The organism is Mesorhizobium sp. WSM4806 (genome assembly GCF_055811635.1).
The window spans coordinates 232,184-245,423 of the sequence record NZ_JBVVQZ010000005.1 but is presented as its reverse complement, the minus strand read 5'-3'; the positions used below and the strand labels follow the sequence as shown (position 1 = coordinate 245,423).

At 63.3% G+C, this 13,240-nt stretch carries 13 protein-coding genes; 4 read left to right on the top strand and 9 right to left on the bottom strand.

All coding sequences use genetic code 11. From position 1 onward, the window contains the following. Positions 1-9 precede the first annotated feature (9 nt). The 3 genes from AC0L2M_RS10630 (at position 10) to AC0L2M_RS10620 (ending at position 1,799) form a co-directional block, all read left to right on the top strand. On the top strand, positions 10-678 hold the full coding sequence (locus AC0L2M_RS10630) for an amino acid ABC transporter permease (RefSeq protein WP_473534798.1): 669 nt from the start codon (positions 10-12) through the stop codon (positions 676-678). Continuing rightward, positions 675-1,322: an amino acid ABC transporter permease gene (locus AC0L2M_RS10625; protein ID WP_287065849.1), complete on the top strand. Its 648-nt coding sequence runs from the start codon at positions 675-677 to the stop codon at positions 1,320-1,322. The genes AC0L2M_RS10630 and AC0L2M_RS10625 overlap by 4 nt, the downstream gene beginning before the upstream one ends. Before the next feature lie 111 nt (positions 1,323-1,433). Continuing rightward, positions 1,434-1,799: a hypothetical protein gene (locus tag AC0L2M_RS10620; protein ID WP_473534797.1), complete on the top strand. Its 366-nt coding sequence runs from the start codon at positions 1,434-1,436 to the stop codon at positions 1,797-1,799. A gap of 41 nt (positions 1,800-1,840) precedes the next feature. On the opposite strand, the gene AC0L2M_RS10615 is transcribed toward AC0L2M_RS10620, so the two are convergent. After that, positions 1,841-3,244: an MATE family efflux transporter gene (locus AC0L2M_RS10615; RefSeq protein ID WP_128170123.1), complete on the bottom strand. Its 1,404-nt coding sequence runs from the start codon at positions 3,242-3,244 to the stop codon at positions 1,841-1,843. 301 nt (positions 3,245-3,545) lie between these two features. Between AC0L2M_RS10615 and AC0L2M_RS10610 the strand changes: the two genes are divergently transcribed. Beyond that, positions 3,546-4,124, top strand: a complete 579-nt coding sequence (locus AC0L2M_RS10610; RefSeq protein ID WP_287258855.1) for a histidine phosphatase family protein — start codon at positions 3,546-3,548, stop codon at positions 4,122-4,124. A gap of 30 nt (positions 4,125-4,154) precedes the next feature. Here AC0L2M_RS10610 and AC0L2M_RS10605 read toward each other — a convergent pair whose 3' ends face one another. The 8 genes from AC0L2M_RS10605 to AC0L2M_RS10570 form a co-directional block, all read right to left on the bottom strand. Beyond that, on the bottom strand, positions 4,155-5,741 hold the full coding sequence (locus AC0L2M_RS10605) for an FGGY-family carbohydrate kinase (RefSeq protein WP_287258857.1): 1,587 nt from the start codon (positions 5,739-5,741) through the stop codon (positions 4,155-4,157). Then, positions 5,738-6,421: an HAD family hydrolase gene (locus tag AC0L2M_RS10600; RefSeq protein ID WP_128170120.1), complete on the bottom strand. Its 684-nt coding sequence runs from the start codon at positions 6,419-6,421 to the stop codon at positions 5,738-5,740. The genes AC0L2M_RS10605 and AC0L2M_RS10600 overlap by 4 nt, the downstream gene beginning before the upstream one ends. A gap of 40 nt (positions 6,422-6,461) precedes the next feature. After that, positions 6,462-7,940, bottom strand: coding sequence for a mannitol dehydrogenase family protein (locus tag AC0L2M_RS10595; protein WP_473534796.1), 1,479 nt, complete (start codon positions 7,938-7,940; stop codon positions 6,462-6,464). A 182-nt stretch (positions 7,941-8,122) separates the two neighbouring features. After that, entirely contained in the window at positions 8,123-8,893 is a 771-nt protein-coding gene (locus AC0L2M_RS10590) for an L-iditol 2-dehydrogenase (RefSeq protein ID WP_473534795.1), read from the bottom strand. Further along, positions 8,890-9,894, bottom strand: a complete 1,005-nt coding sequence (locus tag AC0L2M_RS10585) for an ABC transporter ATP-binding protein (RefSeq protein WP_473534794.1) — start codon at positions 9,892-9,894, stop codon at positions 8,890-8,892. The genes AC0L2M_RS10590 and AC0L2M_RS10585 overlap by 4 nt, the downstream gene beginning before the upstream one ends. A 50-nt stretch (positions 9,895-9,944) precedes the next feature. After that, entirely contained in the window at positions 9,945-10,769 is an 825-nt protein-coding gene (locus tag AC0L2M_RS10580) for a carbohydrate ABC transporter permease (protein WP_023801521.1), read from the bottom strand. 11 nt (positions 10,770-10,780) lie between these two features. Next, positions 10,781-11,653 (bottom strand): carbohydrate ABC transporter permease, encoded by an 873-nt coding sequence (locus AC0L2M_RS10575; RefSeq protein WP_023801520.1) that lies wholly within the window; start codon positions 11,651-11,653, stop codon positions 10,781-10,783. Between the two features lie 121 nt (positions 11,654-11,774). Then, on the bottom strand, positions 11,775-13,085 hold the full coding sequence (locus AC0L2M_RS10570; protein WP_473525374.1) for an ABC transporter substrate-binding protein: 1,311 nt from the start codon (positions 13,083-13,085) through the stop codon (positions 11,775-11,777). Positions 13,086-13,240 lie beyond the last annotated feature (155 nt).

Genomic DNA, 13,240 nt, shown 5'->3' with positions numbered 1-13,240 from the left:
GGACCTATCATGGGCTACAGCCTCGACTTCGGCTGGCTTGCCGATGCGACAGGTGCGATCGCGCGCGGGGCGGCCATGACGATCCTTTTGATCGCCGTGACCACGCTGGCGGGAACGTTCCTCAGCATCCTCGGCGCAGCAGGGCGGCGAAACGGCCCCTTGCTGCTCAAGCGGGCAATCGGCGTCTATGTCGAAATTATCAGGAACACGCCGTTCCTTGTGCAGCTGTTCTTCATCTTCTTCGGGTTGCCCAGCATCGGCGTGAGGCTCGATCCGCTGCTGGCCGCCATGCTGGCAATGACGCTCAACATGGCGGCCTACACGATCGAGATCGTCGGCGCCGGGCTCGACGCGGTGCCGCGCGGGCAGACGGAAGCAGCCCTTGCGCTTGGGCTCAGGCTGCGTCAGGTCTTCGTCAAGATCGTGCTGCCGCAAGCGCTCAAGGTGATCTTTCCGGCGCTGACCAGCCAGATCATCATCATGATGCTGGAGTCCGCCGTGGTGTCGCAGATCGCGGTGCGCGAACTGACCTACGAGGCCGACATGCTGCAGGCGCGCACCTTCCGTGCTTTCGAGACCTATTTCGTGGTGACGATGATCTATCTCGTCCTGTCGATGGGGCTGCGCCGGCTGCTGGTCAGCGGCGGCCGCCGCGCTCTGGGAGCCGGCGTGTCATGATCGAATTTACCTTCTGGGATATCGTCCGCAACCTTCTGCTCGCCGCGCGCTGGACGGTGCTTTTGTCGCTGGCGGCTTTCGTCGGCGGCGGCGTGGTTGGCATGGTCGTGCTGTTTCTCAGGATCGCCAAGAACAAATGGAGCCGGCGAGTTGCTTCGGGCTACATCGCGCTCTTCCAGGGAACGCCGCTACTCATGCAACTCTTCCTGATGTTCTTCGGCCTGCCGATGCTGGGCTTGCGTATCGAGCCGTGGACCGCTGCAGCGCTTGGCCTGACCTTCTTCGCCAGCGCCTATCTCGCCGAGATCTGGCGCGGCGGCGTCGATGCGCTGCCGCGCGGCCAGTGGGACGCCGGCGCCAGTCTCGGCCTTCACTATCTGCAGGAACTGAGGCTGATCATCCTGCCGCAAGCGTTTTCGATCACCCGTGCCCCGACCGTCGGTTTTCTGGTGCAACTGATCAAGTCGACCGCGCTGACCTCGATCATCGGTTTCGAGGAACTGGTCAGGACATCCAACGCGATCAACAATGCGACCTTCGAGCCGTTCACCGTCTATGGGCTGGTCGCCTTGATCTTCTTCGTCATGTGCTTCCCGCTGACGCAATATGCACGCTCGCTTGAACGACGGGCGACTTCAAACTAGCAAGCCGCCTCTGCGCTTGGCGTTCGAACACCTTCTTCGCTTCTTCGGAGCTATCTCCTTGTTGGAAGAAGAGTTCTGTGTACTCTCCACATGCGTTAGGAAGGCTTGGGGATGAGAATTGCAATGTTGGTCGCGTTGGCCGCGACAGTAGCCGGGTGCGCGACCTCTCCGGTCGACTATGGAGCGTCGCTTTCGAAGCAAGACCGGAAATGGGCGTCGCCGGAATGCCAGCAAGCCCGCATGGAGGGTTCGGACTACGACGCTCGCGAAAAAAAGCAGCCGGGCTGGGGAACCGGCGTCTTTCTTGGCCCGTACGGATTAGGGCTCGCAGCAGCCATCAAGGAGCACCAGCAGAAGCAACGAAAATTGTTCGCCCGCGCGGTGCACCTGCGGTGCTCAAGTCTTCCACTGCCAAAGGAGTTGCAAAGCAATCTAAGCCCTCAGGCCGCGAGCGCCAATCAGACGAAATATCCATAGACGTCACGACCCCGTCCTGCTTCGTCACGAAGCCGCTTTCATCAATGCCCAAAGGAGAGCGGCGGCGCGATCTTGTCGCGCCGCAGCCAGCGCGCCAGGAGCAGCGCCGCCACCACCGCCAGCCCCAACGACAGGCCGATCCAGATGCCGACGCCGTCGAGCCCGGAATGGAAGGCAAGCAGCACGCCGAGCGGCAGGCCGATGCCCCAATAGCCGATCGCGGCATAGATCATCGGCACCTGGGTGTCGTGCAGGCCGCGCAGCATGCCGGCGGCCACGGCCTGTGCACCGTCGAAAATTTGGAACAGCGCGGCAAAGGCCAGGAACGACACGGCAAGCCCGATCACAGTGGCATTGGCCGGGTCGCCGAGATCGATGAAGGCACTGATCAGCAGTTGCGGCCACAGGATCATCACCAGCCCCATCAGCGCCATGAACGAGACGCCGATGACAAAGGCGGTCCAGCCGGCGCGGGAAACACCTTCCGGATTGCCGGCGCCATGGGCGAGCCCGACGCGCACCGTCGCCGCCTGGTTGAGGCCGAGCGGCACCATGAAGCTGATCGAGGCGATCTGGATGGCGATCGCATGCGCCGCGAGCGAGGCGGCGTCGATCAGGCCCATGAGAAGGGCCGCCGCGTTGAAGATCGTCACCTCGAAGGCAAGCAGGCCGGCGATCGGCAGGCCGAGCCGCAGCAGGCCCTTGAAGCGCGGCCAGTCGGCCCGCCAGAACCGCCCGAACAGCTGATAACGCCGGAACTTCGGCTCAAGCATCACCACCGCCGCCATGCCGACAAACATCAGCGTGCTGGACAGCGTGGTGGCGAGGCCGGAGCCGGTGATGCCCATCGAAGGGGCGCCGAGATTGCCGAACATGAATACCCAGTTGAAGAAGACATTGCAGGCGACGGCAACGAAGACGATGACCAGCGCCCAACCCGGCCGCTCCAGCGCCGAGATAAACGAGCGCAGGACGATATAGCCGTAGAAGGGCAGCACCGCCCATTCGAGCCAGCGCAGATAGATGCCGGCCTGATGCGCCAGCGCCGGTTCCTGACCCATGGCCAGCAACACGGCCTCGCCGTACCAGAGAAATATCCAGATTGGGACTGAGATAAGGATCGCCAGCCACAGGCCCTGCCGCACGGTGCGGCGCAGATCGCGCACGGAGTGACGACGGCGGCCGAGCTCAGTGGCGATCATCGGCGAGGTCGCCAGCATCAGGCCGAGCCCGAAGATCAGCGGCATGAAATAGAGGTTGGCGCCCAGCGCGCCGCTGGCCAGCGTGTCCGGACCCAGCCGCCCCATCATCATGACGTCGGTGGCGGTCATCGCGGTCTGGCCGAGATTGGTGAGCACCATCGGCCAGGCGAGCGCCAGCGTCGCCTTGATTTCCCGACGCCAAAGATTTTCCGGCGCGCGCGCGCCGGCTTCGATCGCAGACATTTTTTCGCCTATCCGATTTGCGGCGCGTCGGCAAACACCGGAAGCCGCGTCTCAGTGCGGAAAATGGCCGTGATCGGCCCGGATTCCGCATTAACAGCCCGGCTTGTCTACGAAATGGCCAGCTGTGGCAAGAGGCTGACTCCGGAGAAGAGTTAAGCCAGTAAGCCGTACAGTCTCATTCCCGCCTGTTTGGCCCGCCTGCTTGGCCCGCCTGTTTGGAGAGAGCGAAGAAGCCGCTATGGTTGCGTAGCTGACTGACCTGAAGAGCAGCATCATATTAGATCCATCGAAAGGCATGCGGATGAGCGCGTTTCCCGAAATCTACCTGGTCCGGCATGGCGAGACGGAATGGAGCGCCTCCGGAAAGCACACCGGGCGGACCGACATACCGCTGACGCCTGCCGGCGAGGCGGCCGCTCGGGGGCTTACCGAGCGGCTGCATGGCCTTTCGTTCCAGGCTGTCTGGTCGAGCCCGTCGCAGCGCGCCTTCAAGACCTGTACGCTGGCCGGCTTCGGTTCGGCCGGCGTGAAGAAGGCCGACCTGGCGGAATGGGATTACGGCGCCTACGAGGGACTGACCACGAAGCAGATCCTCATCGAGCGTCCCGGCTGGCGTCTGTTTCGCGACGGCTGCCCTGATGGCGAGGCGGCAGAGGATGTCGGCGCGAGGGCGGATCGGATCGTCGACGAGCTGCGTGACGTCAACGGCAATGTCCTGGTGTTCTCAAGCTCGCATTTCCTGCGGGTGCTGACGGCGCGCTGGCTCGGCCTGCCGCCGCAAGATGGCGCCTTGTTCGTGCTGGATACCGCCAGCACAAGCGTGCTCGGCTACGAGCACGACCTTGGCGAGCCAATTATCCGGCGATGGAACCAGAGATAGCAGACGCATTGCAGGTTGTTCGCGCCGCGCCTACCTGATCGCGTCCAGCGCCTGCCGCTGCCGGTGCATCTCCAAAAACACGCGGTAGTCGCGGTCGAACCGGCCGGCGGCCGCCGAATTGGGCTCTCGCGTCTTGCCGCCTTGCTGCATGGCGACGCAGGCGGCGTTCAAATCGGGGAAAAGCCCGGCGGCGGTGGCGGCGATCATGCCGGTGCCGAGCAGCACCGCCTCATCGGCCAGCGGCTCGACCACCGTGCAGCCGGTGGCGTCGGCATAAAGCTCCATCAGCAGCGGGTTCTTGGTGTGACCGCCGGTAACATGCAGCGTGTCGATCAGATAGCCGTTCTCGTTCAGGGCTTCCAGCACATGGCGCACGCCCAGCGCAATGCTGACGGCGGTGCGCCAATACAGCTTGCACAGGCTGTCGAAGGAGGAATCCAGCGTCAGCCCGCTGATGACGCCGACGGCATGCGGGTCGGCGAGTGGCGAGCGGTTGCCGTGGAAATCCGGCAGCACATGCAGCCTTCCGGCCAGATTTTCGCCCTCTATGGCACGCAACTCGACAACGCGCCGGGCAATCCTGGCGTGCATGGCGGCGTCCGGCTCGCCGCCGGCGCCGTGCCAGCGGATGATGTGATCGAGCAGCGCGCCGGTGGCCGACTGTCCGCCTTCCGACAGCCAAAGCCGGGGAAGCGCCGCGCCATAATACGGGCCCCAGACACCGGCAAAGGGCTGCGGGTCGGCGGACATCGCCATGACGCAGCTCGAAGTGCCGGCGATCAGCGCCAGATGCCGGCCGATGTTGGTTTCGTCGCCGGCGAAGCCGCCGAGCACGCCGAGCGCGCCGGCATAGGCGTCGATGACGCCGGCGCCGACCCGGCATTGTTCGGTCAGGCCAAGCTCGGCTGCGGCTTGCGCGCTCAGCCGGCCGATATCGGCGCCCACCGGGCTGGCCTTGTCAGGCAGATTGCCATGCTCGAAAAGATCGCCGAGCCCGACGGCTTTGAAGAAGTCGCGCCGCCAGCCGGTCTCTTGATGCGCCAGATAGGTCCATTTGGCGGTTAGCGTGCATTGCGAGCGGGCAAGCGAACCGGTTGCCTTCCAACTGAGAAAGTCGGCGAGGTCGAATAGATAACCGGCTTCGTTCCATGTTCCGGGCAGGTTGCGCTTCAGCCACATCAGCTTCGGCGTCTCCATTTCCGGCGACATGACGCCGCCGATGTAGTCGAGCACGGCATGGCCGCTTTCGGTGCATTCATCGGCCTCGGCAATGGCGCGGTGATCGAGCCAGACGATGGTGTCCCAGCGCCTTTCGCCTGACACCGAGACGCTGAGCTGGCCACCATCCCTGCCGCGCACCACCAGCGAGCAGGTGGCGTCGAAGGAGATGCCGACGATATCCTGCGCTGCCATGCCGGCTTTTTCGCGGGCGGCGCGTACCGCAATGCAGACCGCCGACCAGATATCCTGCGAATCGTGCTCGGCATGATCGGCCTTCGGCCGGTTCATGACGATCGGATGCTCGGCGCGACCGAGCAAGGTGCCTCCGGTGTCGAGAATGCCCGCACGGGCGCTCCCGGTGCCGACATCGACCGCGCAAACGAAACTGTTCGTCAAGATGTTCTTGCTCTCGCTCCCAGGCCTGCAATCAGATCGGGCAATTGCAGCATGTCAGCGAATATAAAGTCCGGCTCACTCGACGCAAGCCGCGCTTTCAGTGCCGGATTGCCGGCATGCGAGCCGCCGGTGAAGGCGAGGACGCGCATTCCCGCCGCTCGTGCCGCGGCGACGCCGACGGGGCTGTCCTCGACGACGACGCAATTCTGCGGGATCGCTCCCATTTTGGCGGCTGCGTGGAGAAAAAGGTCCGGCGCCGGCTTGCCCCGCGCCACCATGGCGGCGCTGAACAGATGCGGCTCGAGCAGCCCGAGCAGCCCGGTGACGTCGAGCGCATAGCGGATGCGATTCAGCGTGCCGGAGGAAGCAACGCAGCATGGCACGGTAAGCTTCGGCAGAACCTGGCCGATGCCGGGGATCGGCTTCAGCTCGTCGCGAAACTTGCGCATCAGCCCGACGCGCATCTCGCTCAGGTGCTGGTTGGTGATATCAAGTCCGAAGTCGCGACCGAGGATTTCGCGAACGCTTTTCATGCTTTTGCCGAGGAAATGCTCATAGGCGGCATCCTCGCTGACACTGCCGCCGGCAAGCGTGATCATGCTAAGCAGCGCCGAAACGGACAGCCCCTCGCTGTCGACCAGCACGCCGTCGCAGTCGAAAATGACCAGGTCAGGCGTCATTGCAGGGCCCTCATCGGCGGGGACATGCATTGAGCCGATCTTAGAGGTTGCCGGCGAGGTAGCGCGTCAGCGTCGTACGTGCGCCATCGGCCCAGAGCGCCTCGAGCGCCTTGGCAAAGGCTTCAACGAACGGCGTCGAGCGGCCGACCTCGCCATAGATGTCCTCCATGGCCAGCCAGGCGGCAGGCGCAGCCTTTGCCGCCCTGGCGGTCGTCTGCAGCCGGTCCCAGCTTGGATCATTGGGCTCGATGACCGCGCCTGAATCCGTGGTGCCGAAGCAATAGCGGCACCAGAGCGCCGATTCCAGCGCCAGGCCGGCGACGCCCTTGCCGGCCTTCAGCCGGTCGGCGATGGTCGGGATGATGAATTTCGGCTGCCGGTTGGAGCCGTCGAGGCAAAGCCTGCGAATGGTGTCGCCGATCTTCGGGTTGGAGAAGCGGTGCTCGATGAGCTGATAATAATCCTCCAGCACGGTGTCCGGCACCGGCGGCACGGTCGGGATGATCTCGTCGTGCTCCAGCCTGTCGAGAAAGCCGCGCACCAGCGGCTCCTGCATGGCCTCATGGACGAAATGGATGTCCATCAGCCCGGCGGGATAGGCGATGGTCGCATGGCCGCCATTGAGGATGCGGATCTTCATCAGCTCGTAGGGCGCGACATCGCTGACGAACTGCACGCCGACCTTTTCCAGCGGCGGGCGGCCGTCGGTGAAATGGTCCTCCAGCACCCATTGCCTGAACGGCTCGCAAAACACCGGCCAGTTGTCGTCGAGCCCGAACTCGCTCGACAGAATGCCGCGCTCACGGTCGGTGGTGGCCGGCGTGATGCGGTCGACCATGCCGTTGGGAAAGGCGACTTTCTCGCGCACCCAGGTCGCCAAATCCTCGTCGATCAGACGGGCGAGACCGATGACGCCATCGGCGGTGACATGGCCGTTGTGGGGAATGTTGTCGCAGGACATGATCGTGAACGGCACGATGCCGTCGTCGCGGCGGCGCATCAGCCCTGCAAGAATGATGCCGAACACGGTTTTGGGCGTCGCCCCCGACTCGGCATCGGCGACAATGTCGGGATGGGTCGGGTTGAACACGCCCGACGCCGGATCGATGAAATAGCCGCCCTCGGTTATGGTCAGCGAAACAATCCTTATCGCCGGGTCGGCAAGCCGCTCTATGATCGCGGCCGCGTCGCCCGGCATCAGGAAGTCGATCATGACACCGGTGACGCGGGCGCTCATGTGGCCAGAATCCTGCTCGACCACGGTGCTCAGCCAGTCCTGTTCCTGCAACTTGCCGCGGCCGACCTTTTCGCCCTCAAAAACGCCGGCGCCGACAATTGCCCAGTCGTGGCCGACGCCCGCATTGAACAGGTCGTCGAGATAGACGGCCTGGTGCGAGCGATGGAAATTGCCGACGCCGAAATGCACGATGCCGGCCCTGAGCGCGGCGCGATCGTATTTCGGGCCGACGACTTTTTCCGGCAGGCGGGACAGTGCCGCCGATGAGAGTTTTACGGTCATTTTAACAAACGCCTTCTCATTGCGGCGCCTGCGCCTGCCTGACCTTCTCCCCTTGTGGGAGAAGGTGGATCGGCGCGCAGCGCCGAGACGGTTGAGGGGTGCTGGACGAAGTGCTGCATCAGAACACCCCCCGTCCACCCTCGTTTCACTCGGCACCTTCTCCCCCAAGGGAGAAGGAAAGTTCAACTCATCCACTGGCCGCCATCGACATTGTAGGTCTGGGCGACGATGTATTCGGCGTCGTCGCTGGCCAGGAACACCGCCATGCCGGTGAGGTCTTGCGCCGTGCCCATGCGGCCATAGGGCACGGCCTCGCCGACCAGCCGCTTCTTTTCGCCCTTCGGCCGGTTTTCGTATTTGGCGAACAGAGCATCGACATGGTCCCAGTGCTCGCCGTCGACGACGCCGGGCGCGATGGCGTTGACGTTGATGCGGTGCTTGATCAGGTCGAGGCCGGCCGACTGGGTGAGCGAGATGACGGCTGCCTTGGTGGCGCAATAGACGGCAACCAGCGCCTCGCCGCGGCGGCCGGCCTGGCTCGCCATGTTGATGATCTTGCCGCCCCGGCCAGCCGCGATCATCGAGCGGGCGGCTGCCTGCAGCATGAACAGCGTGCCGGCGACATTGACGGAAAATAGCCTGTCGTAGCTCGCCTTGCTGATCTCGACGATCGGCGCCAGGTCGAACAGAGCGGCGTTGTTGATCAGAATGTCCAGGCGGCCGGCCCTTGTCTCGACCGCTTTGACCGCCGCCTCGATCGAAGCAAGGTCGGTGACGTCGAGCTTAACCGCATAGGCTTTTGCGCCGATCTCCGAAGCGGCCTTTTCCGCAGCTTCGAGATTGATGTCGCCGATGGCGACGGTGGCGCCCTCGCGAACATAGGCTTCGGCGAACGCCCTGCCGATGCCGCGCGCCGATCCGGTGATCAGCGCCGATTTACCCCTGAGCCTCATTGCATCATCGCCTTTCCGTCGGCGCCGAAGCGGTGCAGCTTGGTCTGGTCCGGCGTCAGATAGATCGTGTCCCCGTGAAGGGCGGCCAGTTCGCCGTCGGCGCGCACCGTCAGCGGCCCGACACTGTCGGCTTGAACGTGCAGAAACGTGTCGGAGCCGAGATGCTCGGCAACACCGACCGTGGCTTTCCATTCGCCTGAAGTCGTCGAGATGTTCATATGCTCGGGACGGATGCCGACGGTCTTGGCGCCATGTTTGGCCGCCGGCGCGCCTTCGATCAGGTTCATCCTGGGCGAACCGATGAAGCCGGCGACGAACAGGTTCTTCGGCGTCTTGTAGAGCTCCATCGGCGAGCCGACCTGTTCGATGTTGCCTGCATTGAGCACGACGATCTTGTCGGCCATGGTCATCGCCTCGACCTGGTCGTGGGTGACGTAGATCATCGTCGTCTTGAGCTGATGATGCAGTTCGCTGATTTCCAGCCGCATGGTGCCGCGCAGCGCAGCGTCGAGGTTGGACAAAGGTTCGTCGAACAGGAAGGCCGATGGCTGGCGTACGATGGCGCGGCCGATGGCGACGCGCTGGCGCTGACCGCCGGAGAGCTGGCCGGGGCGGCGATCGAGATAGTTGGTGAGGTTCAGGATGCGCGCCGCGTCCTTGACCTTCCGATCGATGGTCGCCTGGTCCTCGCCCGCCATCTTCAGCGGGAAGGCGATGTTCTTGGCCACCGTCATGTGCGGGTAGAGTGCATAGGACTGGAACACCATGGCCAGCTTGCGCTTGGCCGGCGCCTCGCCGGTGACGTCGCGGCCGTCGATGTTGATGGTGCCGGCGGTGGTGTCCTCCAGCCCGGCGATCAGTCGCAGCAGCGTGGACTTGCCGCAGCCCGACGGGCCGACGAAGACGACGAACTCGCCGTTCTCGATGACCAGGTCGATGCCCGGAATGATGACCGTCGACCCGAACGACTTGGAGACGTGCTTGAGCGTGATGTTTCCCATGGTTTCCTCCCCGAGGGGTTATTGTCCGTCGTTCATCGCTTGCGGCGGTGTTACTTCACGGCGCCAAAGGTCAGGCCGCGCACCAGCTGCTTCTGGCTGAACCAGCCCATGATCAGGATCGGTGCGATCGCCAGTGTCGAGGCCGCCGACAGCTTGGCCCAGAACAGGCCTTGCGGGCTTGAGAAGGAACTGATGAAGGCGGTGAGCGGGGCGGCCTCGGTGGTGGTCAGCCGGATCGTCCAGAACGCCTCGTTCCATGCCAGGATGATGTTGAGCAGCATCGTCGAGGCAATGCCCGGCACCGCCATCGGCGTCAGCACATAGACGATCTCGTTCCAGAGCGATGCGCCGTCCATGCGCGCCGCTTCCAGGATCTCGCCGGGAATCTCGCGAAAATAGGTGTAGAGCATCCACACCACGATCGGCAGATTGATCAGCATCAGCATGATCATCAGGCCGATGCGGCTGTCGAGCAATCCGGTATCGCGGAAGATCAGGTAGATCGGGAACAGCACGGCAACCGCCGGCATCATCTTGGTGGAAAGCATCCACATCAGGATGTCCTTGGTCCACTTGCCCGGCGAGAACGCCATCGACCAGGCCGCTGGTATGGCGACGAGCAAGGCCAGGATGGTCGAGCCGACCGACAGGAACACCGAGTTGAGGAAGAACTTGAAGTAGCCGCTCTGCGCCTCGACCGCGGTGTAGCTTTCGGTGGTTCCCGACGGAAACAGGTTGAAGCCCTGGATGGCCTCCTGCTCCGACTTGAACGAGGTGATGATCGTGTAGAGGATCGGGAAGAAGATCAGCAGGGCGACGATCCAGGCGGCCGCGGTCGCGATCGTCTTGTGCTGGGTGCTGACTGCACGTGCCATCGTTTCCTCCCTTATCTGTCCAGGTTCTTGCCGACCGCGCGCATGGCGAAGAAGGCGACGATGTTGGCTAAAATGACGGCAATGATTCCGCCGGCGGAGGCCTGGCCGATTTTGAACTCCAGCAACGCCTTCTGGTAGACGAGGAAGGGCAGGTTGGTGGAGGCGTAACCCGGGCCGCCATTGGTGGTGACGAGGATCTCGGCATAGACCGACAGAAGGAAGATCGTCTGGATCAGGATGACGACGGTGATGGCGCGCGACATATGCGGCAGCGTCAGATAGATGAAGCGGCTGACAAAACCGGCGCCGTCCATCTCGGCGGCTTCCTTCTGCTCGCCGTCGAGTGACTGCAGGGACGTCAACAGGATCAATGTCGCAAACGGCAGCCATTGCCAGGCGACGATGATGATGATCGCCAGCATCGGGTATTGGCCAAACCAGTCGATCGGCTGCCCGCCGAAGAAGCGCGCAATGTCGGCAAAGACGCCGTATTGCGGATGCATGATCATGTTCTTCCAGACCAGCGCGGCGACCGGCGGCATGACGAAGAACGGCGAGATGACGAGGATGCGGACGATGCCCTGTCCCCACATCGGCTGATCGATCAGCAGCGCCAGCAGGATGCCGCCGATCACCGTGATCAAAAGCACGCTGGCCACGAGGATTAGCGTGTTGAGGATCGACTGCAGGAATGCCGGATTGGAATAGAAAAGCGCGTAATTCGAGAAGCCGACGAAGCCGTCGCGGATCGGGTTGAGCGGATTGTACTGCTGGAAGGAGAACCACAGGGTGAATGCCAGCGGCACGATCATCCAGACGAATAGCAGCACCACGGATGGCGCCATCATGAAGCGGGCAAGCGAACGGGTCTGCTGAGTAGCCATGACGGTCACCCTTCAAAGGTCAGCCAAATTTTTCAGTGTTGTGAAGGTGGCCGCCCGAACTGGGATTCGGGCGGCCCCTGCCGGTTAAGATGGGCAACCGGCTTTCGGCACCGGGAGGAGCCTACTGGATATAACCGCCCTCGGTCATCGTCGCGGTGGCGGCGTCCTGGGCCTGCTTCAAAGCGTCGTCGACGCTGGTCTGGCCGGCGAGTGCCGCCGAAAACAGCTGGCCGACGGTGGTGCCAAGGCCCTGGAACTCGGGGATGGCGACGAACTGGACACCGACATAGGGCACCGGCTTGACGGTCGGATGCGTCGGATCGGCGGCGTTGATCGAGTCCAGCGTCATCTTGGCGAACGGCGCCGCCTTCTGGTATTCGGGGTTGGCGTAGAGCGAGGTGCGTGTTCCCGGCGGAACATTGGCCCAGCCTTCCTTCGATGCGACGAGCTCGAGATAGGCCTTGCTGGTTGCCCAGGATACGAATTTTTGGGCGGCGTCAGCCTTTTGCGTGCCGGCGGGAATGGCCAGCGACCACGCCCACAGCCAGTTGCCGCGCTTGCCCAGGCCATTGTCGGGCGCCAGCGCATAACCGACCTTGTCGGCGACAGTTGAGTTCTTCGGGTCGGAGACGAAGGAGGCGGCGACGGTGGCGTCGATCCACATGCCGCACTTGCCCTGCTGGAACAGCGCCAGGTTTTCGTTGAAGCCGTTCGAAGATGCGCCCTCCGGGCCATTGGCCTTCATCAGGTCGACATAGAACTGCAGCGTGTTCTTCCACTCGGGCTGGTCGAACTGCGGCTTCCAGCTCTCATCGAACCAGCGTGCGCCGAAGGAATTTGACATGGCGGTCAGGAAGGCCATGTTCTCGCCCCAGCCGGCCTTGCCGCGCAGGCAGACGCCGTTCACGCCATTGGCGCGATCGGTCATCTTCTCGGCGGCCTGCTTGACGAAGTCCCAGGTCGGCGCGTCGGGCATGGTCAGCCCGGCCTTCTCCATCAGGTCCTTGCGGTACATGACGAACGAGCTCTCGCCATAGAACGGTGCTGCATAAAGCGTGCCATCGACCGACAGGCCACCGGCAATGGCCGGGATGATGTCCTTGACGTCATAGTCGTCGCCGAGCTTGTCGAGCGGCAGCAGCCAGCTCTGCTTGGCCCAGATCGGAACTTCGTAAGTGCCGATGGTCATCACGTCGTACTGGCCGCCCTTGGTGGCGATGTCGGTGGTGACGCGCTCGCGCAGCACGTTCTCCTCGAGCGTGACCCACTGCAGCTGGATATCGGGGTTCTTGGCGGTGAAATCGTCGGTCAGCGTCTGCATGCGGACCATATCGCCATTGTTGACGGTGGCGATGGTGATGGATTCGGCATGCGCGGCGAACGCGAGGGTGCTGGCCGACAACAGACCCAGGGTGAGCGTGCGAAGTTTCATCAAAATTCCTCCCATGGACCAAGCTGAGCATTTGCTTTGGCTGTGAGCAATTACTCACCTCGCGTGATTTATGTCAAGCCGGATTCGTTGCTGCAGCGCAGCACGCAGCCTCGTGCGGATCTTGCTCCGGAGGATTCTTGCGCGCGAACAGGCCG

Excerpts from the sequence above, each read along its gene's own strand:
- AC0L2M_RS10600 (WP_128170120.1), bottom strand. The coding sequence starts at position 6,421 with ATGACGCCTGACCTGGTCATTTTCGACTGCGACGGCGTGCTGGTCGAC.
- AC0L2M_RS10610 (WP_287258855.1), top strand. The coding sequence starts at position 3,546 with ATGAGCGCGTTTCCCGAAATCTACCTGGTCCGGCATGGCGAGACGGAA.
- AC0L2M_RS10630 (WP_473534798.1), top strand. The coding sequence starts at position 10 with ATGGGCTACAGCCTCGACTTCGGCTGGCTTGCCGATGCGACAGGTGCG.
- AC0L2M_RS10590 (WP_473534795.1), bottom strand. The coding sequence starts at position 8,893 with ATGAGGCTCAGGGGTAAATCGGCGCTGATCACCGGATCGGCGCGCGGC.
- AC0L2M_RS10615 (WP_128170123.1), bottom strand. The coding sequence starts at position 3,244 with ATGTCTGCGATCGAAGCCGGCGCGCGCGCGCCGGAAAATCTTTGGCGT.
- AC0L2M_RS10585 (WP_473534794.1), bottom strand. The coding sequence starts at position 9,894 with ATGGGAAACATCACGCTCAAGCACGTCTCCAAGTCGTTCGGGTCGACG.
- AC0L2M_RS10580 (WP_023801521.1), bottom strand. The coding sequence starts at position 10,769 with ATGGCACGTGCAGTCAGCACCCAGCACAAGACGATCGCGACCGCGGCC.
- AC0L2M_RS10575 (WP_023801520.1), bottom strand. The coding sequence starts at position 11,653 with ATGGCTACTCAGCAGACCCGTTCGCTTGCCCGCTTCATGATGGCGCCA.
- AC0L2M_RS10620 (WP_473534797.1), top strand. The coding sequence starts at position 1,434 with ATGAGAATTGCAATGTTGGTCGCGTTGGCCGCGACAGTAGCCGGGTGC.
- AC0L2M_RS10595 (WP_473534796.1), bottom strand. The coding sequence starts at position 7,940 with ATGACCGTAAAACTCTCATCGGCGGCACTGTCCCGCCTGCCGGAAAAA.
- AC0L2M_RS10625 (WP_287065849.1), top strand. The coding sequence starts at position 675 with ATGATCGAATTTACCTTCTGGGATATCGTCCGCAACCTTCTGCTCGCC.
- AC0L2M_RS10570 (WP_473525374.1), bottom strand. The coding sequence starts at position 13,085 with ATGAAACTTCGCACGCTCACCCTGGGTCTGTTGTCGGCCAGCACCCTC.